Source organism: Actinosynnema sp. (genome assembly GCF_052038725.1).
In genome coordinates this window covers 60,408-83,599 of the sequence record NZ_JBQGCX010000567.1, presented here as the reverse complement: position 1 = coordinate 83,599, position 23,192 = coordinate 60,408, and the positions used below count along the sequence as shown (strand labels likewise).

At 72.2% G+C, this 23,192-nt stretch carries 19 protein-coding genes, 1 tRNA gene and 1 pseudogene; 11 read left to right on the top strand and 10 right to left on the bottom strand.

Annotated elements, in window-relative coordinates:
* Window positions 1-302: 302 nt before the first annotated feature.
* From ACTUAL_RS11810 to ACTUAL_RS11800, 3 genes are all read right to left on the bottom strand, one after another.
* On the bottom strand, window positions 303-1,070 hold the full coding sequence (locus ACTUAL_RS11810) for an SDR family NAD(P)-dependent oxidoreductase (protein WP_440900265.1): 768 nt from the start codon (window positions 1,068-1,070) through the stop codon (window positions 303-305).
* Window positions 1,067-2,323, bottom strand: coding sequence for an MFS transporter (locus ACTUAL_RS11805; protein WP_440900264.1), 1,257 nt, complete (start codon window positions 2,321-2,323; stop codon window positions 1,067-1,069). Before ACTUAL_RS11805 ends, ACTUAL_RS11810 begins: the two co-directional genes overlap by 4 nt.
* A 77-nt stretch (window positions 2,324-2,400) precedes the next feature.
* Window positions 2,401-3,660, bottom strand: a complete 1,260-nt coding sequence (locus ACTUAL_RS11800) for a family 1 glycosylhydrolase (protein WP_440900263.1) — start codon at window positions 3,658-3,660, stop codon at window positions 2,401-2,403.
* A gap of 119 nt (window positions 3,661-3,779) precedes the next feature.
* Between ACTUAL_RS11800 and ACTUAL_RS11795 the strand changes: the two genes are divergently transcribed.
* Window positions 3,780-4,412, top strand: coding sequence for a TetR/AcrR family transcriptional regulator (locus ACTUAL_RS11795; RefSeq protein ID WP_232519650.1), 633 nt, complete (start codon window positions 3,780-3,782; stop codon window positions 4,410-4,412).
* On the opposite strand, the gene ACTUAL_RS11790 is transcribed toward ACTUAL_RS11795, so the two are convergent.
* On the bottom strand, window positions 4,409-5,596 hold the full coding sequence (locus ACTUAL_RS11790; RefSeq protein WP_440900262.1) for an amino acid deaminase/aldolase: 1,188 nt from the start codon (window positions 5,594-5,596) through the stop codon (window positions 4,409-4,411). The genes ACTUAL_RS11795 and ACTUAL_RS11790 overlap by 4 nt on opposite strands.
* Window positions 5,597-5,679: 83 nt before the next feature.
* On the opposite strand from ACTUAL_RS11790, the gene ACTUAL_RS11785 reads away from it, so the two are divergent.
* A complete protein-coding gene (locus tag ACTUAL_RS11785; RefSeq protein ID WP_096490943.1) occupies window positions 5,680-6,957 on the top strand; it encodes a D-arabinono-1,4-lactone oxidase in 1,278 nt (425 codons plus the stop codon).
* Between the two features lie 212 nt (window positions 6,958-7,169).
* On the opposite strand, the gene ACTUAL_RS11780 is transcribed toward ACTUAL_RS11785, so the two are convergent.
* The 3 genes from ACTUAL_RS11780 to ACTUAL_RS11770 form a co-directional block, all read right to left on the bottom strand.
* Window positions 7,170-7,805 (bottom strand): NAD(P)-binding oxidoreductase, encoded by a 636-nt coding sequence (locus ACTUAL_RS11780; RefSeq protein WP_440900261.1) that lies wholly within the window; start codon window positions 7,803-7,805, stop codon window positions 7,170-7,172.
* Between the two features lie 50 nt (window positions 7,806-7,855).
* Window positions 7,856-8,476, bottom strand: a complete 621-nt coding sequence (locus ACTUAL_RS11775; protein WP_012782665.1) for a hypothetical protein — start codon at window positions 8,474-8,476, stop codon at window positions 7,856-7,858.
* Window positions 8,477-8,920: 444 nt separating this feature from the next.
* Window positions 8,921-9,003: transfer RNA gene (locus ACTUAL_RS11770), tRNA-Leu, on the bottom strand.
* Between the two features lie 114 nt (window positions 9,004-9,117).
* On the opposite strand from ACTUAL_RS11770, the gene ACTUAL_RS11765 reads away from it, so the two are divergent.
* The 7 genes and pseudogenes from ACTUAL_RS11765 (at window position 9,118) to pknB (ending at window position 19,021) form a co-directional block, all read left to right on the top strand.
* On the top strand, window positions 9,118-10,371 hold the full coding sequence (locus tag ACTUAL_RS11765; RefSeq protein WP_096490941.1) for a DUF3662 and FHA domain-containing protein: 1,254 nt from the start codon (window positions 9,118-9,120) through the stop codon (window positions 10,369-10,371).
* 50 nt (window positions 10,372-10,421) lie between these two features.
* Window positions 10,422-10,886 carry an FHA domain-containing protein FhaB/FipA gene (locus ACTUAL_RS11760; protein WP_012782663.1) on the top strand — a complete coding sequence of 155 codons (465 nt, stop codon included), beginning with the start codon at window positions 10,422-10,424 and terminating at the stop codon, window positions 10,884-10,886.
* Window positions 10,883-12,307 carry a PP2C family protein-serine/threonine phosphatase gene (locus ACTUAL_RS11755; protein ID WP_096490940.1) on the top strand — a complete coding sequence of 475 codons (1,425 nt, stop codon included), beginning with the start codon at window positions 10,883-10,885 and terminating at the stop codon, window positions 12,305-12,307. Before ACTUAL_RS11760 ends, ACTUAL_RS11755 begins: the two co-directional genes overlap by 4 nt.
* A 3-nt stretch (window positions 12,308-12,310) precedes the next feature.
* Window positions 12,311-13,774 (top strand): FtsW/RodA/SpoVE family cell cycle protein, encoded by a 1,464-nt coding sequence (locus tag ACTUAL_RS11750; protein WP_096490939.1) that lies wholly within the window; start codon window positions 12,311-12,313, stop codon window positions 13,772-13,774.
* A complete protein-coding gene (locus ACTUAL_RS11745; protein WP_096490938.1) occupies window positions 13,771-15,237 on the top strand; it encodes a peptidoglycan D,D-transpeptidase FtsI family protein in 1,467 nt (488 codons plus the stop codon). Before ACTUAL_RS11750 ends, ACTUAL_RS11745 begins: the two co-directional genes overlap by 4 nt.
* Window positions 15,237-16,301 (top strand): annotated as a pseudogene (locus ACTUAL_RS11740) (serine/threonine-protein kinase); the annotation flags it as partial. The gene ACTUAL_RS11745 and the pseudogene ACTUAL_RS11740, both read left to right, overlap by 1 nt.
* 674 nt (window positions 16,302-16,975) lie before the next feature.
* A complete protein-coding gene (gene pknB / locus ACTUAL_RS11735; protein WP_440900260.1) occupies window positions 16,976-19,021 on the top strand; it encodes a Stk1 family PASTA domain-containing Ser/Thr kinase in 2,046 nt (681 codons plus the stop codon).
* A gap of 114 nt (window positions 19,022-19,135) precedes the next feature.
* Here pknB and ACTUAL_RS11730 read toward each other — a convergent pair whose 3' ends face one another.
* Complete coding sequence (locus ACTUAL_RS11730) at window positions 19,136-19,777, bottom strand: aminodeoxychorismate/anthranilate synthase component II (RefSeq protein WP_096490935.1); 642 nt, start codon at window positions 19,775-19,777, stop codon at window positions 19,136-19,138.
* Window positions 19,778-19,842: 65 nt separating this feature from the next.
* Between ACTUAL_RS11730 and ACTUAL_RS11725 the strand changes: the two genes are divergently transcribed.
* Window positions 19,843-21,189, top strand: coding sequence for an FAD-dependent oxidoreductase (locus ACTUAL_RS11725; RefSeq protein WP_096490934.1), 1,347 nt, complete (start codon window positions 19,843-19,845; stop codon window positions 21,187-21,189).
* 46 nt (window positions 21,190-21,235) lie between these two features.
* Here ACTUAL_RS11725 and ACTUAL_RS11720 read toward each other — a convergent pair whose 3' ends face one another.
* On the bottom strand, window positions 21,236-21,394 hold the full coding sequence (locus tag ACTUAL_RS11720; protein WP_440900259.1) for a hypothetical protein: 159 nt from the start codon (window positions 21,392-21,394) through the stop codon (window positions 21,236-21,238).
* A gap of 1 nt (window position 21,395) precedes the next feature.
* The gene (locus ACTUAL_RS11715; protein ID WP_440900258.1) at window positions 21,396-22,679 is read right to left on the bottom strand and encodes a class E sortase; all 1,284 of its coding nucleotides are present in this window, start codon (window positions 22,677-22,679) and stop codon (window positions 21,396-21,398) included.
* A 138-nt stretch (window positions 22,680-22,817) separates the two neighbouring features.
* Here ACTUAL_RS11715 and crgA point away from each other — a divergent pair, with 138 nt between their 5' ends.
* Window positions 22,818-23,084: a cell division protein CrgA gene (gene crgA / locus ACTUAL_RS11710; protein ID WP_096490932.1), complete on the top strand. Its 267-nt coding sequence runs from the start codon at window positions 22,818-22,820 to the stop codon at window positions 23,082-23,084.
* Window positions 23,085-23,192 lie beyond the last annotated feature (108 nt).

The window sequence follows — 23,192 nt, the reverse complement described above, 5'->3', positions numbered from 1 at the left end:
TCGGCTCTGCTGGGTGCGCTGAATGGCCCCCAAAAGGGGGAACAGTGCGTGACCGGGAAACTGTGCGGAACGTAAAGGGTCCTGGACGCGAAAGTGCGGAATTGCGAAACCCGGACGTGGAACCGGGCCCCCGGCCCCCGTGCCCCCCCCCCCCCGGCGGGCCTGGGGGCCCGGTTCCACGTCCGGGTTTCGCAATTCCGCACTTTCGCGTCCAGGGCCCTTTACGTTCCGCACAGTTTCCCGGTCACGCACTGTTCCCCCTTTTGGGGGCCATTCAGCGCACCGCGCAGAGCCGAACGCGTTCACCTGTGAACGCCGGTCCGCCACGCGAGATATGCGACAGCTCCAGGAATCACCCTTCCGACCAGGTCGAAGAGTTTGATCTGCCACGGGAAAACGACTTCGGAGCGTCCCCGCGCCACGGCCTTCACCACTTCGGCAGCCACCCGTTCGGGGGTCAGCGTGGGGACGAGCCTGCTGACGACCCGCGGGATGCGCTCGGCCGAACCGGGGTTGTTGTCGAAGTAGTTGGACCGCACCGCGCCCGGCACGACCTCGGTGACGCCGACCCCGGTGCCCCGCAGGTCCTGGCGCAGCGCGGCGACCAGCCCGCGCACCGCCCAGCGCGCCGCCGTGTAGCCGGTGGCGCCGGGGATGGCGATCCGCGAGGCGGGCGAGTTCAGGAAGACCAGCCGACCCGAGCCGCGCTCGCGCATGGCGGGCAGCAGCAGCGAAGTGAGCAGGGCGTACGAGGAGTACGGCAGGGCGGTCATGCCGCGCAGCTCGTCGGGCGCGGTGTCGTCCAGGAACAGCCAGCGGCCGACGCCCGCGTTGTTGACCAGCACGTCGACCGGCCCGACCTCCTCGGCCAGGGCGAGCACCCGCCGCTCGTCGGCGAGGTCGGCGACGTGCGCCACCGCCCGCCCGCCGCGCGCGGTGATCCGCTCGACCACGGCCGCGAGCGCGACCGCCCCGCGCGCCACCAGGTGCACCTCGGCCCCCTCGGCGGCGAACCGCTCGGCGACGGCCGCCCCGATCCCCTGGGACGCCCCGGTCACCAGAACCCTCATCGCACTCCTCTGATCCGCGTGACGCACAGCGAGGCGACGAGCGTCGCCGCCGCCGAGAGCAGGAACAGGCCCCGGTAGCCGCCGAGGTCGACCAGCACCACCGACGCCAGCGCGGGGGCGAGCACCTGGGGCAGCGCGTTCGCGACGTTGACGACGCCGAGGTCCTTGGCGCGGTCGGTCGCGGCGGGCAGCACCTGGGTGAGTAGGGCCAGCGCGACCGCCCAGTAGGCGCCGAAGCCGAACCCGAGCAGCGGGGCCGCGATCAGCGCGGACCACCAGGTCGGCCAGGCGGCGAGCAGCAGCGCGGCCAGCGCCATGAGCGCGGCGGACAGGTGGACGCCGCCGCGCCTGCGGCCGGTGCGGTCGGAGCGGGCGCCGACGAGCACCGCGCCGACCACGAGCGCCGCGCCGTAGAGCAGCATCAGCACCAGCAGGCCGTCCTCGGGCGACGGGTGGCGCACCTCGTCGGCCAGGAAGAACAGCAGGTAGAGGGTGCCGAGCGCGTTGCCGAGGTTGATGGCGAAGTGCGCGGTCCACGCCCAGGCGAAGTCGGGGTGCCGCTTCGGGGAGACCCACAGCTCGCGCGCGACGAGCGGCGGGCGGGCGGCGCGCGGCAGCCGGGCGTCCGGGGTGGCGAGCACGAACGCCAGCGCGCCCGCCACGACCAGCGCCGCGCACACCAGGTAGCCGGCGGTCTGGCCGGTGACCAGCACGGTCACCACGACGGCGCCCAGCACGGTGCCGAGCATCTGGCTGATGCCGACGAGCCCGCCGACCCTGGCCCGCTGCGCCACCGGCACCCGGTCGGGGACGCCGGAGGTGAGGCTGGCGAGCATCCCGTTGAGCCCGGCCTGGACCAGGCACCAGCCGAGCGCCATCGACCAGGTGGCGTCGGCGGCGGAGAGCACGGCCAGGCCGAGCGCGCCGACCAGCGCGCCCGCGAGGGTCCACGGGTGGCGGCGGCCGAACCGGGAGCAGGTGCGGTCCGAGGACAGCCCGATGAGCGGGTTGGCGATCAGCGCCACGGCCGCGCCCAGGGCGGTGACCAGGCCGAACACCAGCTCCTTCGCGTCCGGCGAGATCCGCTCGGCCTGCTGCGGGAGCAGCACCTGGATCGGGGCGTAGACGCCGAGCCACAGGCCGAGGTTGGCCAGGAACAGCAGGGTCGTCCAGCCCCGGCCGACCGGGGTGACCGGTTCGGCCAGCGGGTCGTGGGCGGTCGCGGCTGGGTCCGGCGCGGCGGGGTTCGGCACAGAGGGGTCCCGCACAGAGGGGTCCGGCGCGGCGGGGCCGGTTGTCGCCGGCTCCGGCGCGCCCGGTCCGGGGGCGCTCACCGGTGGATCCGGTCGCGGTACCAGCGGAAGGAGGCGCGCGGGGTGCGGCGCTGGGTGGCGTAGTCGACGTGGACCAGGCCGAAGCGCTGCGAGTACCCGGAGTCCCTCTCGAAGTTGTCCAGCACCGACCAGACGAAGTAGCCCTTCGCCCCCGCGGCGATCGCGGCCTCGCTGTGGGCGGCCAGGTAGTCGACGCGCTCGGTGTCGTCGAGCGAGTGCGGGTAGCTGCACCCGCTCTCGGTGACGAGGACCGGCGGCAGGTCCGGGTGCCGGGCGCGCAGGGCGTCGATCATCTCGCCGAGCCCGGCGGGCACGACCGGCCAGCCGAAGCCGGTGACCGGGTGCTCGGTGATCGGGACCAGGTCGAACGGCAGCGGGTTGCCCGGTGACGGGGCCGAGAGCCGGGTCGGGTTGTAGTAGTTGACGCCGTAGAAGTCGAGCGGCTGGGCGATGGTGGCGAGGTCGCCGTCCTCGACCGGCAGCAGGTCGACCAGCGAGTCGGGGTAGCGCCCGGCGAGGACCGGGTCGGCGTAGAGCCAGTTGTGCAGGTCGGCGTACGCGCTCGCGGCGGCGGCGTCCTCGGCGGAGCCGGTGGCCGCCCAGGCCGGGGTGTGGTTGTTGGCGGTGCCGACCGAGGTGGCGCCCGCCGCGCGCAGGGCCTGGACGGCGAGGCCGTGGCCGAGGTTGAGGTGGGGGGCGGTGGGCAGCGCGTCGCACAGGAGCGCCTTGCCCGGCGCGTGCTGCCCGGTGGCGTAGCCGAGCAGGGTGACCATGGCGGGCTCGTTGACCGGGATCCACATCGCGACCCGGTCGGCCAGCCGGGCGGCGGCGGTGGCGGCGTAGTCGGCTAACCGGTGCGCGGTGTCCCGCGCGAGCCAGCCGCCCGCCTCCTCCACGTGGGCGGGCGTGTCCCAGTGGTAGAGCGTCGCGACGGGGGCGATGCCCGCGTCGAGCAGGTCGTCGACGAGCCGGTCGTAGAAGTCGAGCCCGCCGCCCGCGCTCCCGCCCCCGGCCGCCCGGCCGCCCTCGACGCGGGGCCAGGACAGCGAGAACCGGTACGCGTTCACCCCCAGCTCGCGCAGCAGCGCCACGTCCTCGGCGTGCCGGTTGCGGTGGTCGCAGGCCACCCGCGCGGTCTGTCCCTCGAACGAGGGAAATTCATCCCACACTGAGGGAAGCCTGCCGTCCTCGTCGAAGCCCCCCTCGATCTGGAAGGCGGAAGTCGAGACGCCCCAGAGGAAATCAGGTCCGGTCATGACACCTCCCACGAAACGTGAAACGGATTCACACAGTAGGCGTGTTGCGGTGTGGTGGGAAGTCATCGAGCCTTCGACCGGGCACTATGAAGGCCCCTACCAGTCCAGCAGGAGTCGCCGTGACTAGCACGACCCCCTTGCGCAGGCAGCCGGTGCAGCAGCGCAGCGCCAAGCGCGTCGAGCGGATGCTGGAGGCCTGCGCCGCGCTGATCGAGGAGGTCGGCTACGACGGGGTCACCACCACCCTCATCGCCGAGCGGGCGGGCGTCGCGGTCGGCTCGCTGTACCAGTTCTTCCCGGACAAGCGGGCCGTCGTGCAGGAGCTGACCCTGCGCAACCTGGAGCGGTTCATCCAGACCGTGGACGGCACGTTCACCACCAAGGCGCTGGCGCACTGGTGGGACGCGGTGGACTCGATCTTCGACGTCTACGTGACGATGCACCGCGAGGTGCCCGCGTTCAGCAGGCTGCACTTCGGCGACGTGGTCGACCTGCGGCTGATGGACGACCGCAAGGACAACAACTCCGTGGTGTCCGACCGGATCGCCGAGATGATCTCCAGCCGCTTCTCGATCCCCCTGGACGAGGTCAAGCTGCCGATCTCGATAGCCGTCGAGGCGGCGGACGGCGTGCTGGGCCTGGCCTTCCGCCGCGACCCGGCGGGCGACCCGCTCGTCCTCGACGAGGCCAAGGCGATGATCCGGGGCTACCTGTCCACCCGGATGCCGGGGCAGCCCCCGGCCACCGCCTAGCCGAAGGCCTTGCCCTCTCCCCGGTAGGTCGGCACGACGGCCTCGACCCGGTCCCCGCTCACCAGGTGGTACTCCGCGAACCGCTCGGCCAGCTCGCCCGCCTTCGCGTGGCGCAGCCAGACCCGGTCCCCCAGCTCCAGCCGGTCCGCGGCCCTCCCGACGACCGGCGTCTGCACCTCCCCGGCGCCCTCCAGCCCGATCAGCTCCAGCCCGCTCGGCAGGTGCGGCGAGGGCAGCCGGTCCGGTGTCCCGGTCCCCGACGCCACGTACCCGCCCGCGAACAGCGTGGCGACGTTCTTCTTGGGCCTGCGCACGACGGGCAGCGCGAACAGCGCGGCCGGGCGCGGGCTGAACGCGCGGTAGGCGTCGAACAGGGTCGGCCCGACCAGCCCGGACCCCGCCGCCAGCTCCGTCACCGACCGGTCGGCGCCGGTCGTCTCCAGGCTCCCGGTCCCCCCACCGTTGACGAACTCCAGGTTGGCGACCCGGCGCACCGCGGCCACCGCGGCGGCCCTGCGCTCGGTCAGCTCCGGCACCGAGCGGCCCTGCATCCAGCGCACCGCGAGGCCCCAGGCGCGCCGTCCGGCGGGCGCGTCGCCGATGCCCGCCACCTGGCCCTCGTAGGCCATGACGCCGACCAACCGGAAGCCCTTCCTGGCCACGACCGCGCGGGCGAGCCGGACGGCGTCGCCCTCGGTGTGCACCGGCGAGCGGCGCGGTCCGACGTGCACGCCGGGCAGCGGTCGCCACGAGACGTCCAGTTCGAGGCACACCCGGATCTCCGGGTGGTCCTCGCCGAGGGCGGCGTCGACCAGGTCGAGGTGCGCGGTCGAGTCGACCATGATCGTGACGCGCCGACGGGCCTTCTCGTCGGCGGCCAGCGCGCGCAGCGCGGCGTGGTCGACGGTCGGGTAGGCGACCAGCAGGTCCTCGGCGGTGTCGCAGGACGACAGCCAGAGCGCCTCGGGCAGCGAGTAGCACATCAGCCCGGCGTAGCCCGGCCTGGCGAGGACCCGGTCGAGCAGCGCCCGCACCCGGACCGACTTGCTCGCCACGCGGATGGGCTTGCCCCCGGCCCGCCGGACGAGGTCGGCCGCGTTGTGGTCGAACGCGTCCAGGTCGACGATCGCGAGGGGGGCTTCGAGGTCCTTGGTCGCCAGGTCGAGTCGCGTCCTCGGCTGCATGGGCCCAACGGTACGTCGAAAAAGCTTGAAAGGTGAAACGCTTTCACTTATCTTGTGTGGCTCTCCTCACACCGGAGGCGCAGATGGCACCCCCCTGGACGAACTGGGCGCGGACCGAGACCGCAGCCCCGATCCGGGTCGAGCACCCCACGACGGCGGAGGGGATCTCCGAAGTCGTCCGCACCGCCGACGCCGTCCGCGCGCGGGGCAGCGGCCACTCCTTCACCGGGGTCGCCGTCGCCCCCTCCGTCGCGCTCGACCTGGACCGCTGGACCGGCCTGGTCGACGTGGCGGGAGAGCTGGTGACCGTCCGCGCGGGCACCACGCTCCGGCAGCTCAACGAGCTGCTGCACCGGGAAGGGCTCGCGATGCCCAACCTCGGCGACATCGACGCCCAGACCATCGCGGGCGCCACCTCCACCGGCACCCACGGCACCGGCGCGGCGCTCGGCGGCCTGGCCACCACGATCGCCGCGCTGGAGGTCGTGCTCGCCGACGGCTCGCTCGTCCGCTGCTCCCCCGCCGAGCGCCCCGAGCTGTTCGAGGCGGCCAGGCTCGGCCTCGGCGCGGTCGGCGTGATCAGCACGCTGACCCTGCGCTGCGTGCCGTCGTTCGTGCTGCACGCCCGCGAGTACCCGGCCCGGCTCGACGCGGTGCTGGAGGAGTTCGACCACCTCACCGCGACCGAGGACCACGTGGAGTTCCACTGGTTCCCGCACGGCGACCGGGTGATCGTCAAGCGCAACAACCGGGTGGACGAGCCGTGCGCGCCGCTGTCCGGGCTGCGCCGGTTCTACGAGTACGACGTGATGGAGAACGCCGCGTTCGGCGCGGTGTGCAAGGTCGCCCGCGCGGTGCCCGCCGCGGCCAGGGGGCTCAACCGGGTGTGCGGGGCGCTGATCGGCGAGCGCGACTACCGCGACCAGTCGCACCGCGTCTTCACCACCCCGCGCCGGGTGCGGTTCGTGGAGACCGAGTACGCGGTGCCCCGCGCCGAGCTGCACGGGGTGCTGCGCGAGCTGCGCGCCGCCGTCGCCGGGCTGGAGCACGGGGTGATCGTGCCGGTGGAGGTGCGGGTCGCGCGGGGCGACGACATCTGGCTGTCCACCGCGCACGGGCGGGACACCGCCTACGTCGCGGTGCACCAGTACGTGGGGATGCCGCACCGGCGGTACTTCGACGCGTTCGAGCGGATCGCGCTGGCGGTGGGCGGCAGGCCGCACTGGGGCAAGATGCACTCGCTGGGCGCCGAGGAGCTGGCGACCCGCTACCCCCGGTTCGCGGACTTCCGCCGCGTGCGCGCCGAGGTCGACCCGGACCGGAAGTTCGGGAACCGGCACCTGGAGCGGGTGCTGGGCTGAGGCGGGCCGCCGGGCACGGCACGCCCCGCGCCCGGCGGTGCGATTCGCGTCACACCCCTGTCCTGCGCGGGCGCCGACGGCGGGCGGACCGTGATCCAGCTCTCGGCGCGCCCCGGCAGAAGTGATCGGGATCTCAGCGGTCCGGGGCCCGCGCTCCGCGGAGCGGGGCCCCGGAGGGCGGCTGCCGGACCCGTCCGGCCGGCCGATGTGACCTAGATCGCGTCCTGGACCGGGGTCTCGCCGGAGATCAGCTCGTAGGTCTTCCCGACCGACGAGGGCCGCCCCAGCAGCGCCACGACCACGGCGGCCACGTCGGCGCGCGGGACGGCCCCGTCCCGCGCGTCCCCCTCGGTGAGCCGGACCGCGCCGGTCGCGGGCTCGTCGGTCAGCCTGCCGGGCCGGACGATCGTCCAGTCCAGGTCGCGGGCCTTCAGGTCCTCCTCGGCCGCGCCCTTGGCGAGCAGGTAGGCGTCGAACACCTCGTCGCCGGTGGTCCGGCCGATGCCCGCCGAGCTGATCTGCACGAACCTGCGCACCCCCGCCCGCTCGGCGGCGTCCGCCAGGAGCGCGGAGGCTCCCCGGTCCACGCTGTCCTTGCGCCCCACCCCGCTGCCGGGCCCGGCCCCCGCGGCGAACAGCACCGCGTCCGCGCCGGTCAGGTACTCGGCGACCGAGGCGACGTCGCTCGCCTCCAGGTCGCACAGCACCGGAACCCCGCCCGCCTCGGTCACGTCCGCGAAGTGGTCCTCGTTGCGGACCAGCGCGGTGACCGCGTCCCCGCCCGCCGCCAGCAGCCGCTGGACGTGCAGCGCGATCTTCCCGTGCCCTCCCGCGATCACAAGCCTCATGCGGCCGACGCTAGTCGCCGCGCGGGCCCGCCACAGATCGGCGGCGCGGGTCAGGCGGTGGCCAGGACCCGCTCGTAGACCAGCTCGTTGACCCAGCGGGTGGTGGCGGTGTCCTCGACCGGCACGGTCTCGTTGCGACCGCAGACGTCGGTGGTCAGCTCGCTGCTCTCGTCGGCGAGCAGCACGTTCACGCCGTACCTGCGCACGCGCGGCAGGCAGTTGGCGAGGTAGTCGTGGCTCAGCGCGACCGAGGCGGGCAGCACGGCGGCGGCGTTGCCGAAGCGCGCGAAGGGGACGGCGGAGGCCAGCGCGGTGCGCCAGTGCCTGGCCACGGCCAGCACGCCGACGATGCGCACGGCGGCGGGCGGCACGCGGCCGTCCATCTCCGGCCACACCCAGGTGGAGACGGTGGCCCGGTCGACCTCGGGGGCCGCGCCGAGGCACAGCCGCTCGGCGTGCGCGTCGGCGATCAGGTCGGCGACGACCACGACCTTGCGGCCCATCAGGACCATCTCCGGCAGCACAACGCCGTGCCACCCGAGGCGGACCGCGGCGACCGTGGCCAGCTCCTCGACGGAGCCGGGCAGTTCGGGGATCGGGACCGCGGCGGCCGACGTGGCCTTCGCCTTCGCGGAGTCCGTGACCTCGATCCGTGCGGGTGTGCTGCTCACGCCAAAGCCTCCTCGGGAACCACGGCGGTCGATCCGCCGCGTTTCGACTCGTGCTCTGGATAAGGCGTACCAGTCGGAGTGCCGTTCGCCCCCCGCTCCGACCCGGCCCTGAGTTCAGCGGTTTCACCGGGTCGGTGACCGGTCGTTGACCGGTTCGCCGAATTCGGCCCGGCGGTGCTGCCGTCCGGGTGACGCGGAACCCTGGCAACGGCCCCGACGGGCACGCACAGGCACACCTCTGGCCTGGAATCCGATACGCGGCGGGCTCGAATAACGGCGGCGAACCGCATCGACGACCGTTCACCGCTCGAAACCAACCGACCGCCGAGCACAGGGCCGTTCGAGTGACACACATCACTGCGCGTTTGCCCTTGGCGAACACCGGAAATCCTCCGGAAAGCCAAGAGGCCCACCCCCTGTTGGGGGTGGGCCTCCGGTATTCGGTGGGCGAGGGGGGAGTTGAACCCCCACGTCCTTTCGGACACACGGACCTGAACCGTGCGCGTCTGCCATTCCGCCACTCGCCCTGGCGACGAGGAGAACACTAGCACGATCTCCATCCGGATTACCAATTGGCCCGTGTCCCGCCTCCCCGGCCCGGATACGATCGGGTCAGAAGTCGACCGAGTCGGAGGGTTGCCGTGGGCCTCGTACAGCGCTTCGAGCGCCGTCTCGAAGGCATGGTTGGCGACACCTTCGCCAGGGTGTTCGGCGGCAACGTCGTCTCGCAGGAAGTGGCCCAGGCCCTCCAGCGGGAGGCGGATGGGAACATCCGGGAGCTGGCGGGCGGGCGGCTGCTGGCCCCCAACCACTACGTGGTCCTGCTCGGCCCTGAGGACCACGACAGGCTTGCCGGTGACGGCCAGGATGAACTACGCATCACCAAGTCCCTGGGCGACTCCATCCAGGAGCACCTGGAGGAGAGCGGATGGGATACCTATGGTGACGTCGTAGTCTCCCTGGAGCGCTCCGACGCGCTGCACACCGGTCAGTTCCGAACCCGCTCGTCCGTCGACCCCGACGTGAAAGTTGACAGCCGACGGTCAGCACCACCTCGCACTGCAGGAGACGGATCAATGAGCCAGCCTCCCGGCTACGGACAAGGACAGGGCCAGCCCGGCTACGACCCCTACGCGCAGGGCGGCTACGGCGGTCAGCAACCTGGCTACGACCAGCAGGGCTACGGCCAAGGTGGTCAGCAGCAGGGCTACGGCCAGGGCCAGCAGGGTTACGACCAGCAGGGCTACGGCCAAGGCGGTCAGCAGCAGGGCTACGACCAGGGCTACGGCCAGGGCGGCCAGCAGGGCTACGGTCAGCAGCAGGGCTACGACCAGGGCTACGGCCAGGGCGGCTACGGCGGCCAGCAGCCCGGTTACGACCAGGGCTACGGCCAGGGCGGCCAGCAGGGCTACGGCCAGCAGCAGGGCTACGACCAGGGCTACGGCCAGGGCGGCGCCGGCTACGACCAGGGCGGCCAGGCCGGGTACGGCCAGCAGGCGGCGGGCTACGACCAGGCGGGCTACGGCCAGCAGGCCGCGGGCTACGACCAGGGCTACGGCCAGCAGGCGGGCTACGGCGGCGCCCCCGCGGGCGGCGCGCAGCGCCAGCTGAGCGCGACGCTGCACCTGGACGACGGGTCCAACCGGACCTACAACCTGAAGCAGGGCGGCAACGTGGTCGGCCGCGGCCAGGAGGCCGACTTCCGGCTCCCCGACACCGGCGTCTCCAGGAGGCACCTGGAGATCACCTGGGACGGGCACAGTGCCATGCTCGCTGATCTCGGCTCGACCAACGGCACGACGGTGAACGGGACCCCGGTGCAGACCTGGCAGCTCGCGGAAGGCGACGTCGTCCGCATCGGCCACTCGTCGCTGGTCTTCCGCACACAGGGCTGAGGTCGAGACGGGTGACGTGACGGCACTCAAGTCAGGAGCGGTTACAACCGGTGCCAGAGCTGGTGATGCAGCTGACCAGAGCGGGGTTCCTCATCCTGCTCTGGTTGTTCGTGTTGGCTGCGCTTCGAGTGGTGCGTTCCGACCTCTACGCGGCGTCGGGGCTGAGGGTCCCGACGCCGTCGATCAAGAAGGGGTTCAGGGGGGCAGGCAAGGGCGGGGCGAAGGCGCCCCGGCAGCTCGTGGTCACGCAGGGGGCCCTGTCGGGCACCCGGATCACGCTTGACGGGAAGCCGATCATGATCGGCCGGGCCGACGACTCCACGCTCGTGCTGGACGACGACTTCGCGTCGACCCGGCACGCGCGGCTGTCGGCGCGCGGTGACGAGTGGTTCGTGGAGGACCTGGGGTCCACCAACGGCACCTACCTCGACCGCGCGAAGGTCACCAGCCCGGTCCGCGTCCCGATCGGCTCCCAGATCCGGATCGGCAAGACGGTGATCGAGCTGAGGTCATGACCCTCGTCCTCCGATACGCGGCCCGGAGCGACCGGGGCCTGGTGCGCCAGAACAACCAGGACTCCGTGTACGCGGGTCCCCGCCTGCTCGCGCTCGCCGACGGCATGGGCGGCCACGCCGCGGGCGAGGTCGCCAGCAAGGTCGTCATCGCGGCCCTCGCGCCGCTCGACGACGACGAGCCGGGCGACGACCTCCTGGGCCAGCTCCGCGACGCGGTGATCAACGGCAACGGGGCGATCTCCGAGCTCGTGCAGAGCGACCCCGACCTGGACGGCATGGGCACCACGCTCACCGCCGTCCTGTTCGCGGGCACCCGCCTCGGCATGGTGCACATCGGCGACTCGCGCGCCTACATGATGCGCAACGGCACCTTCAGCCAGATCACGCACGACGACACGTTCGTCCAGTCGCTGATCGACGAGGGCCGGATCACCGAGGAGGAGGCGGCCACGCACCCGCAGCGCTCGCTGCTGCTGCGCGCGCTGACCGGCCACGAGGTCGAACCGCGCCTGATGGTGCGCGAGGCCAGGCCGGGCGACCGCTACCTGCTCTGCTCGGACGGCCTCTCCGGCGTGGTCACGCTGGAGACCCTGGACGAGGCGATCCGCATCCCGGACCCGCAGGCGTGCGCCGACCGGATGATCGAGCTGGCGCTCAAGGGCGGCGGTCCGGACAACGTGACCGTGGTCGTGGCCGACGTCGTCGACGTCGACTTCGGCGAGAACGCCCCGATAGTGGGCGGCGCGGCCGGTGACGGCGGGGACGACCCGCCACCGCCGGACTCGCCCGCCTCGCGGGCCAGCTCCATCACCGGGCCCCGGCCCGCGCCGCCGAGGCAGGAGCAGCCGCCACCGCCGCAGCAGGACCCGAAGCGCAAGCGCAAGGGGAAGCTGAAGGCGCTGGCGCTGGTCGTGCTGGTGCTCGCGCTGCTGGCCGCCGCCGGTCTGGGCACCCGCTGGTGGGTGATGCGCCAGTACTACGTGGGCGCGTCCCAGGACGGCCAGGTGTCGGTGTTCCGCGGCGTGACCGGGAGCGTGCTCGGCTTCGAGCTGAACACGGTCGTGGAGGGCTCGTGCCCGCCCGGCTCCCAGGGCTGCGAGCCGATCTCCCTGGACGACCTGAAGGTCTTCATGCGGGACGAGGTGAGCAGCGGCATCACCGCCGTGGACGGCCTGGAGGGCGCCCGCGAGGCGATCCGCAGGCTGCGCACGGAGCAGCTGCTGCCGCTGTGCGCCGACCCGCTGACCAGCACCCCGGCCCCGCCCACGACGACGACGGGCTCGGCGACGAGCGCCGAGCAGCCGCCGCCGAGCGGTGACCAGGACCCGTCCTCGTCGGCCCCGCCGACCACCACCACGGAGGGCACGCCCCTCCCCACGCTCGCGCAGACGCCGGGCACGGACTGCCGGAAGGGTCAGTAGCCGATGGGTTCGCCGGGCACCGGCGCGGGGGACACCCCGCTCGCGAGGGCGAGCGGAACGTCGCCGGGGTTGAAACCGCCACCCACCAAGCGGAGCACCGAGCTCTTCCTCCTGGCCTTCGGCGCGGTGCTGGTCACCGCCGCCCTGGTGCTGGTCGAGGCCAACCAGGAGAAGGAGCTCTCGCTCAACATCATCTGGTACGGCCTGGCCTACCTGGTGATGCTGGCCGTGACCCACCTCGCGGTGCGGACCTGGGCGCCCTACGCGGACCCGGTGATCCTGCCGTGCGTCACGCTGCTGAACGGGATCGGCCTGGTGATGATCCACCGGATCGACCTGGGCATGGCCGACGTGGTCGTCGACGGGGAGGCCTGGTCGGCCGCCGCGCCGAAGCAGGTCATGTGGACGGGCCTGTCGCTGGTGCTGTTCTGCGCGGCGCTCAAGCTGCTCAAGGACCACCGCACCCTGGCCAAGTTCGGCTACGTCTCGGGCCTGATCGGCCTGGTCGCGCTGATCCTGCCCGGCGTGCTGCCCGGCTTCATCGCGCCGACGATCAACGGCGCGAAGATCTGGCTGCGCTTCGGCGGCGTCTCGATCCAGCCGGGCGAGTTCGCGAAGATCCTGCTGATGGTCTTCTTCGCGGCCTTCCTGGTCTCGAAGCGGGACCTGTTCACCATCGCGGGCCGCCGGTTCCTCGGCATGGACCTGCCACGCGCCCGCGACCTCGGCCCGCTGATCGCCGTGTGGGCGGTCGTGGTGTCGGTCATGGTGCTGCAGAAGGACCTCGGCTCGTCGCTGCTGTTCTTCGGCATCGTGCTGGTGCTGCTGTACGTGGCGACCGAGCGCGCGGTGTGGATCATCATCGGCACCGCCTTGTTCATGGGCGCCGCGGTCGCGGCCTGGCGGATGTTCACGCACGTGCAGACCCGCGTGGACAACTGGGTCGACCCGTTCGCGGACCCGTCGGGAGCCGGCTACCAGATCGTGCAGTCGCTGTTCGGCTTCGGCACGGGCGGCCTGTTCGGCGCCGGGCTCGGCGGCGGGCGCCCCGACCAGATCCCCGAGGCGAACACCGACTTCATCGCCGCCGTGATCGGCGAGGAGCTGGGGCTCGTCGGCCTCACCGCCGTGCTGCTGCTCTACACGGTGTTCGCGCTGCGCGGCCTGCGCAACGCGCTGGCGGTGCGCGACACGTTCGGCAAGCTGCTCGGCGGCGGCCTCGCGTTCGCGGTGGCGTTCCAGGTCTTCATCATCATCGGCGGCGTCATGAAGCTGATCCCGATGACCGGCATCACCGCCCCGTTCCTGTCCAAGGGCGGCTCCTCGCTGCTCGCCAACTACGTCCTGGTAGCGCTGCTGCTGCGCATCTCCGACGCCGCGCGGTCCCCGCAGGCGCCGGTGAAGCCGCGCGTGCAGCAGCCCGCGATCGCCGACCAGTTCACTGTCATGGTGGAGCGACCGAAATGAACACCCCGCTCCGCCGAGTCGGCGTCGCGATGATGGTCATGATGATGATCCTGCTCGCGAACGCGACGTACGTGCAGGTGATCAAGGCCGAGGAGTACCGGACCAACGCGTACAACGTCCGGGGCAGGCTGGAGATGCTCTCCCGCGAGCGCGGCAGCATCATCGCCGCGGACGGGACGCCGCTGGCCACGGTCACGCCGATCCCGGACAAGGACCGCTGGCAGCGGGTCTACGCCAACGGGCCGATGTACCTGCCGGTGACCGGCTACCTGTCCAACACCTACGGCTCCAACGGGCTGGAGCGGGCCGAGAACGACCTGCTGATCGGCGAGGACGACCGGCTGTTCACGCGCAGGCTGTCCGACCTGATCACCGGCCGCGACCCCAAGGGCGCGAGCCTCCAGGTGACGATCAACCCGAAGGCGCAGCAGGCCGCGTACGAGGCGCTGGGCGACCGGACCGGCGCGGTCGTGGCGATCGAGCCGAAGACCGGCAAGATCCTGGCGCTGGTGAGCACGCCCTCGTTCGACCCGAACAAGCTGGCCGTGCAGGACGGCGAGGAGGAGAAGGCGTACTGGGCCGAGGTCACCCAGGACAACGCGGCGCAGCCCGACGCCAACCGCGCCCTGTCCTGGACCTACCCGCCCGGCTCGACGTTCAAGCTGGTCGTGGCGGCGGCGGGCCTGGAAGAGGGCATGGACAAGTCGACCCAGGTCGACGCGCGCCCCACCATCACGCTGCCCGGCACGAACACCGAGCTGCCGAACTTCAACGGCAACAACTGCAACAACGGCGTCAACGCGACGCTGGAGCAGGCGATCGCCGAGTCGTGCAACACCGCGTTCGCGAAGCTGGCGGGCGACCTCGGCACCGCGAAGCTGCGCGAGCAGGCGGCGAAGTTCGGCATCGACGACCAGAAGTTCCAGGTCCCGATGACCACGGCGGCCTCCACGATCGGCCCGATCCCGGACCAGGCGGCGCTCTTCCAGACCGGCATCGGCCAGCGCGACGTCCAGGTGACCCCGCTGGCGAACGCGGTGATGGTCGCGACCATCGCCAACAAGGGCGTCCGGATGAAGCCGTACCTGGTGGACAAGATCCTCGGCACCGACACGGCCACCGTCGACGAGACGAAGCCGGACGAGGTCGAGGAGGCCATGTCCGAGGACAGCGCCCAGCTGCTGACCGAGATGATGATCGCCGCCGAGAACAAGGCGGGCGGCACGGGCAAGCTCAGCAACATCCAGATCGCCTCGAAGACCGGCACCGCCGAGTGGGGCGCGGGCTCGACCCCGAACCCGCACGCCTGGTACACCGCGTTCGCCCCGGCGAACGACCCGCAGATCGCGCTCGCCGTCATCGTCGAGAAGAGCGGCGGCCAGAGCGGCGGCAACGCGACCGGCGGCCGGGTGGCCGCGCCGATCGGCCGCGCGGTGATCAGCAGCTACCTCGGGAGCAGGTGATGCTGTCCTCCGGCCAGCTCCTCGCCGAGCGGTACCGCCTCACCAGGCGGATCGCCGTCGGCGGCATGGGTGAGGTCTGGGAGGCCGCCGACACCCGGTTGGACCGCAACGTCGCGGTGAAGGTGCTGAAGGCGGAGCTGAGCGGGGACGCCGAGTTCCTGAACCGGTTCCGCATCGAGGCCCGGACCACCGCGTCGCTGAACCACCCCGGCATCGCCGGGGTGCACGACTACGGGGAGACGGCCTCCGAGCCCGACGGGCCGGAGGACACCGCGTACCTGGTGATGGAGCTGGTCGAGGGCGAGCCCCTGGCCGCGATCATCGCCAGGGGGCGGATGAACGCCGAGCGGGTGCTCGACGTGCTGGAGCAGGCGGGCACCGCGCTGCAGGCCGCGCACGAGCGGGGCCTGGTGCACCGGGACGTGAAGCCGGGGAACATCCTGGTGACCCCGGACGGCAAGGTGAAGATCACCGACTTCGGCATCGCGAAGGCGGCTGACGCGGCCCCGGTGACCCGGTCGGGGATGGTGATGGGCACCGCCCACTACATCGCCCCCGAGCAGGCGACCGGGCACGACGCGGAACCCGCGAGCGACGTGTACGCGCTGGCCGTGTGCGGTTACGAGTGCCTCGTCGGGCACCGGCCGTTCCGGTCGGAGAACGCGGTGACCGTGGCGATGATGCACATCAGGGACGTCGCGCCGCCGCTGCCGCCGGACGTGCCGCCCGCGGTGCGGGCGCTGATCGAGGCGACGCTGGTCAAGGACCCGAGGCAGCGGTACCGCAACGGCGGCGAGTTCGCCTCGGCGGTGGCCGCGGTGCGGGCCGGTCAGCCGCTGCCCGCGCCGTCCGGGCTGGCGATGGCGGTGGGCGGGCCGCAGCTGGCTCCCCCGCCGCAGGCGCCGCCCTCGCAGCAGCTCCCCGTGCAGCAGTTGCAAGCCCAGCCCATGCAGGCGCAACCCGTGCAAGCGCAGTCCATGCAGGTCCAGCCCCTGCAGGCCCAGCCCATGAGCGCGCCGCCGATGCCGCAGCAGCCGATGCCCTCGCAGCAGCTCCCGGCGCAGCTCGCGCCGCCGCAGCAGCTGGCGGCTCCCCCGCCGATGGCCCCGCAGCAGCTCACGCCACCGGCGCAGCTCACCCACCCCGGCATCCCCGTGACGCACCCCGGTTCGCGTCCGGGGATGCAGCCCATCCACCCTCCCGCGGCAGGCCCGCACACGGGTGCTTTCCACCCGCCGGGCGCTCCGGGCCGGCATCCTGGACGCGGTCGCCCTCTGCTGTGGGTTATGGTCGCCTTCCTGGTGATCGCGCTGATCGCACTCAGCGTGCTCATCGTGCGCGAGATCGCGGGGGACGATGGGGTGCCCGGCGGTCCGAGCCCGCAAGGCAGCACCCCCTCCGCGAGCAGGGCCGCTCCGGAGGACGCGACCGACCGGTTCCCCGGCAGGCCCACGGTGGAGATCACCGGGGCGGACTACCTCGGCGCGCCCGCGGACGAGGTCGCGGCAACCTTGACCGGGCACGGCGTCGAGCCCGAGGTCCGCTCGGAGCGGGGCGGCGCGCCCGCGGACGCGAGGCGGTGCCGGGTGAGCGAGCTGGAGCCCGAGGGAGAGGTGCCGATCGGTTCACGGGTGCGCGTCACGTGCGTGCCCACCTGAACCGGGGGGCGGCAGGCTGAACGCGCACGACGGGCACGACAAGGCTTGAGACCGTTGACGAGGAGCGGGACGAAGCACTGATGAGCACTCCGCGACTGCTCTCCAACCGCTACGAACTCGGGGAGACCCTCGGCTACGGCGGCATGTCCGAGGTCCACAAGGGCAAGGACGTGCGGCTCAGCCGGGACGTGGCGATCAAGGTGCTCCGCGCCGACCTCGCCCGCGACGCCCAGTTCCAGGAGCGGTTCCGTCGTGAGGCCCAGAACTCCGCAGCGCTGAACCACCCCGCCATCGTCGCCGTGTACGACACCGGCGAGACCGAGACCCAGTACGGCCCGCTGCCCTACATCGTCATGGAGTACGTGGACGGGCGGACGCTGCGCGACATCGTCAAGACCCAGGGCCCGCTGTCGAACAAGCGCGCCATGGAGGTCATGGCGGACGTGTCGGCCGCGCTGGACTTCAGCCACCGGCACGGCATCGTGCACCGCGACGTGAAGCCCGCGAACGTGATGATCACCCGTTCGGGCGCCGTCAAGGTCATGGACTTCGGCATCGCGCGCGCCGTGCACGACGGCCAGGCCGCCGTGACGCAGACCGCCGCGGTGATCGGCACCGCCCAGTACCTGTCGCCCGAGCAGGCGAAGGGCGAGGCGGTCGACGGCCGCAGCGACGTGTACGCGTCGGGCTGCGTGCTGTTCGAGCTGCTCACCGGCGAGCCCCCGTTCACCGGCGACTCGCCGGTCGCGGTGGCCTACCAGCACGTGCGGGAGGAGCCGAAGTCCCCGTCGTCGCTGAACCCGAAGGTGTCGCCGGCGCTGGACTCCATCGTGCTCAAGGCGATGGCCAAGGGCCCGGCGAACCGCTACCAGTCGGCCGCCGAGCTGCGCGCCGACCTGGTCCGCGTGCTGTCCGGCCAGCGGCCGTCCGCGCCCGTCGTGATGACGAGCGAGGAGCGGACCGCGCTGCTGGACCAGCAGTCGCCCTCGGCGCCCGCGCGCACCGAGGCGGTGCAGACGACGAGCGGCGGCGGCAGGCACCGGCAGTCGGCGGTCCGCGAGCGGGAGCGGGAGCGCGACCGCGAGGACACCGGCAACTACAGCGCCGCGCTGGAGGAGGAGCGGGAGCGCCTCGCCGCGCGCAGGCGGATGTGGATGATCACCATCGTCGTCCTGCTGTGCGCGGGCGTGCTGGCGCTGGCGATCTGGATCACCACCTCGCTGCTGGGGAGCACCGAGTCCTCCGGCGGCGACCCCAAGCAGGTCACGGTGCCGACGCTGGTCGGCAAGTCCAGCTCGGAGGCGCGCAGCGCGCTGTCCGACGCCGGGCTGGAGATCAACCTGCAGCTGGTGCCGTGCCAGCCGGGCAGCCAGCCCAAGTGCGACCCGGCCAAGGACGTCGACCGGGTGCTGGAGACCAGCCCCGCGAGCGGCAAGTCGGTCGACCGCAACAGCAAGATCACCGTCATGGTGGGCACGAACCCCGACGACATCGAGGTCCCCGACCTGACCGGGCTGAGCGTCGCGGACGCGCAGGCCAAGCTCGGCGAGGACTGGAAGCTGGACACGAACCAGGAGCGGGTGGAGACCAGCGACCCGGCGAAGGTCGACAAGGTCGTCGAGCAGAACCCGATGCACGGCACGAAGGCCCCCAAGGGCACCACGATCACGATCAAGATCGGCAAGGAGCCCGAGGCCGTCACGCTGTCCAACGTGATCGGCGTGCAGGAGGACGACGCGCGGGCCTCGTTGGAGCAGTCGGGCTTCAAGGTGCAGGTCAAGCAGGTCGACAGCGCCACCGACGCGGGCCAGGTCATCGCGCAGGACCCCGGCGCGGGCCGGGTCGAGAAGGGCTCCACGGTCACCCTCAGCGTGTCCAAGGGCAACATGGTCTCGATGCCGGACCTGCGGGGCATGACCGAGACCGAGGCCAAGGCGGCGCTGCGGCTGCTCCAGTGGAACGGCGACCTGCAGACCAGCAAGACGCCGGTGAGCGACCTGTCCCAGGACCGCAAGGTCCAGTCCCAGCAGACCTCCCCCGGTTCGGCGATCACCAAGGCGCAGCGGATCACCGTCGTCGTCGGCGAGTTCCGGCCGGGCGCGAGCAGCGCTCCCCCCAGCAACTAGCCCCAGCGACCAGCCCGCGGCGACCGGGCCCCGGAACCGGGGCGGTGGAACGCGGAAGGGCCCTCCCGGAGCTGCCGGGAGGGCCCTTCGCCGTCTGAGCGGACGCGGAACGGCCTAGCGGCGCGCCGCCGCGGCCAGGTCCCTCATGTTGCGCTCCAGGCCGCCCACGACGGCCTCAGGCACCTCGTAGCCGCACACCGCCAGCCAGTTGGCCAGCATCCGGTGGCCGCCGTCGGTGAGCACCGACTCCGGGTGGAACTGGACGCCCTCCACGGGCAGCTCGCGGTGCCGCATCCCCATGACGACGCCGCCCTCGGTCCGGCAGGTCACCTCGAACTCGTCGGGGATCGTCTCCGGCAGCACGGTCAGCGAGTGGTAGCGGGTCGCGGTGAACGGCCGGGGCAGCCCGGCGAGCACGCCCGCGCCCTCGTGGTGCACCACCGACGTCTTGCCGTGCAGCAGCTCGGGCGCCAGGTCGACGGTCGCGCCCCACACCGCGCCGATCGCCTGGTGGCCGAGGCACACGCCGAACACCGGGACGCCCGAGTCGACGCACCAGCGCACCACGTCCATGCTCCGCCCGGCCCGGTGGGGCGTGCTGGGACCGGGGCTGACCAGCACCCCGCCCGCCGCCGCGACGTCCGCGGGCTCGACCTCGTCGTTGCGCTTGACCACGCACTCGGCGCCGAGCTGCGCCAGGTACTGGACGAGGTTGTAGACGAAGCTGTCGTAGTTGTCGACCACCAGCACGCGCATGGCGCCAGGGTAGCCGTGAGGAACCTCTCTCCGGTACTGAACTAAGGCCCACCTAACCTTAGGGTATGAGTCGTTCCCTGCGCGTCGCCGTGGTCGGCGCGGGCCCCGCGGGCATCTACGCCGCCGACATCCTGACCAAGTCCGACGCCGAGGTCTCCATCGACCTGTTCGAGCGGATGCCCGCCCCGTACGGTCTGATCAGGTACGGCGTCGCTCCCGACCACCCCCGGATCAAGGGCATCGTCAACGCGCTGCAGAAGGTGCTCGACCGGCCGGAGATCCGCTTCTTCGGCAACGTCGAGTACGGCGTGGACGTGAAGCTGGAGGACCTGAGGCAGCACTACGACGCCGTGATCTTCTCGACCGGCGCCGAGAAGGACCGGGCGCTGGACGTGCCCGGCATCGAGCTCGACGGCAGCTACGGCGCCGCCGACTTCGTCTCCTGGTACGACGGCCACCCGGACGTGCCCCGGACCTGGCCCCTCACCGCCTCGCAGGTCGCCGTGCTCGGCGTCGGCAACGTCGCGCTGGACGTCGCCCGCGTGCTGGCCAAGACCGCCGACGAGCTGCTGACCACCGAGATCCCCGACAACGTCTACGAGGGCCTCAAGTCCAGCCCCGTCACCGACGTGCACGTGTTCGGCCGCCGCGGCCCGGCGCAGGCGAAGTTCACCCCGCTGGAGCTGCGGGAGCTGGACCACTCGCCCAACGTCGAGGTGATCGTGCACCCCGAGGGCATCGACTTCGACGAGGGCAGCATGGCCTCGATCCGGTCGAGCAAGCAGGTCGAGATGGTCGTGAAGACGCTGCAGGAGTGGGCGCTGCGCGACGTCGGCGACCGGCCCCGCAGGCTGCACCTGCACTTCCTGGAGGCCCCGGTCGAGGTGACCGGCGAGGACGGGAAGGTCGTCGGCCTGCGCACCGAGCGCATGGAGCTGACGGGCGACGGCAACGTGAGGGGCACCGGCGAGTTCACCGACTGGCCGGTGCAGGCGGTGTACCGGGCGGTGGGCTACCTGTCCACGAGCCTGGTCGACCTGCCGTTCGACACCGCGTCCGGCACGGTCCCGCACGCCGGGGGCCGCGTGGTCGACCTGGACGAGCAGCCGCTGCCGGGCGTGTACGTCACCGGCTGGATCAAGCGCGGCCCGGTCGGCCTGATCGGCCACACCAAGGGCGATGCGCTGGAGACCGTCACGAACCTGCTGGCGGACGCCGACGCGCTGCCCGCCTGCCAGTTCCCGGAGCCGGACGCGATCGTCCGGTTCCTGGAGCAGCGCGCCGTCCCGTTCACCACGGTGGAGGGCTGGCTGAAGCTGGACGCGCACGAGAAGGCGCTGGGCGCCGAGCGCGGTCGCGAGCGGGTCAAGGTCGTGGACCGGGAGACGATGACCTCGGTCTCCCGGTCCTGACGATCACCTTCCGGTGATCACGGGCTGACGGTCGCGAGCCGACCGGTCACTGCTCGGTCGTCACCTGGTTGAACGGGAGCATCGGCTCCGCCCAGGGGAAGACGACGAACATCAGCAGCGCCACCACCCCGGCCGCCACCACGACGGCCTCGAGGACCCGAACCGGCAGGGGGCCGGGGAGGTGGCGCCAGATCCAGGAGTACACCTCACTGCTCCTTGAGCTCGGGGGGCAGGAAGCCGTCCGACTTCGGGTAGTGCTGGGCCAGCGTCGCGTGCACGATCAGCCGCTGCTTGTCCGAGAAGCGCGGGTGGCACGTGGTCAGCGTCATCAGCGACTTCAGCTGGTCCTCGGGGACCTGGGCCTCGTTGTACGGGACCTCGTTGATGACCTCGCCCGCCGAGGGCAGCACGATCTCCTGGCCCTGGGTCTTGGAGTACGGCCCGCTGAGCGGCCCGACGTCCTTGCACCTGGGGTCGGACGCGCGCGAGGCCCAGCCCGCGACCTCGCTGTTCTTCGGCAGCATCCGGTAGACGAACCAGGACGCCTGGGTCTCCACCACGATCGCGTCGCACGAGTTGAGCAGGTCGAGGTCGTTGAACGGCGAGCCCTTGCCGACCCGGTGGCCCGCGACCGCGAAGTTGCCCTTCTCCCCCGGCAGGGCGGTGCCCTTGTAGTGGCCGGGACCGGTCTCCAGGTCCTTGTCGGTGGTGCCCTCGACGATGGAGAACTTGTAGTCCGCCCCGAACACCGGGATGTAGATCTTCGCGAACGCCTTGCCGTCGAGCAGGTCGTACTTGACCTCGCGCTGCGGGTCGGCCGCGACGGTGTTCGAGTCCTTCCACTCCTCGTCCAGCGCCGAGGTGACGTCGTCCTGCTTGCCCGCGGAGATCAGGTCGGTGACGTAGACCTCGTAGACCACGAACAGCAGCACGACGAGGCCGAGCGTGATCAGCGCCTCGCCGGTGCCCCGCACGACCTTGCGCAGCGGGCCCTCGGGCGGGTACTCCGGCTCGTGCCGGTCCGCCCCGGCGCGCTCGTCCCGGTCGAGGTCGTCCTGCGGGTCCTCGTAGTCGTCCCGGTCGTCCTCGAACCTGGGGATGACCTCCGTGGGAGGCTCGACGGGCCTGCGCGGCGCGCGGTGGCGCGGCGGCGCGACGGGCCGTCCCGGAGGCGGGGGCAGGCTGTGCCCGACGGGGTGCGCGTACTGCGTCGGCGCGTCGCCGACCGGCCGGAGCACCTGCGTCGCCTCGTCCTGGGGCGGGCGCTGCTGGGAGTGCCGGGGGCCGCGCGGCGCAGGCCGGGGGCCCTGCGGCTGCCTGGCGACCTGGGTGGTCGGCTGCTGCGCGGACCAACCGCCGCCCTGGGGCGGGGTGGGCGGGCCGCCTGGTCCACCACCGGACGCCTGCGGGGCTGGGTACGGCCTCGGGCGCTGAGCGTGCGGCGGCTGTCCCGACGGTCCGCCGCGCGTCGCGGGCGGGTCGAAGCTCACCTGAGAAACCTCCCGGCCATGACTCCAGTCCAGCACAGTGCTTCTAGGACCTGCTCGGTTACGTTAACGTGTTCCCCCAGCGGTGGGCGTTAACTGACGCGCCCACCCAGGCCTATCCACCGTCAGGCGAGGACAGCCATGCCCAAGTCCAAGGTCCGCAAGAAGGCCGTCTACACGGCGCCTGCCGATCGACGCACCCCGGTGAAGGTCAAGGCAGCAGGTCCTTCGCACCCGTTCTACATCACGGTGATGCTGGGTGTCATGCTGCTCGGCCTCGCCTGGTTGGTGGTCAACTACATCGCGGGCGAGAAGATCCCGGTGATGATGGACCTCGGGTCGTGGAACTTCGGCATCGGCTTCGCGCTGATCATCGTCGGCCTGCTGATGACGATGCGCTGGCGCTGACCGGCAGGCGTGGCACAGCACTCCGGAGGGGCCGGGCGCACTGCGCGCCCGGCCCCTCTCGCGTGTCCGGCCTGACCTGACCGGGTGAACAGCGGGTGACCGGAGCGC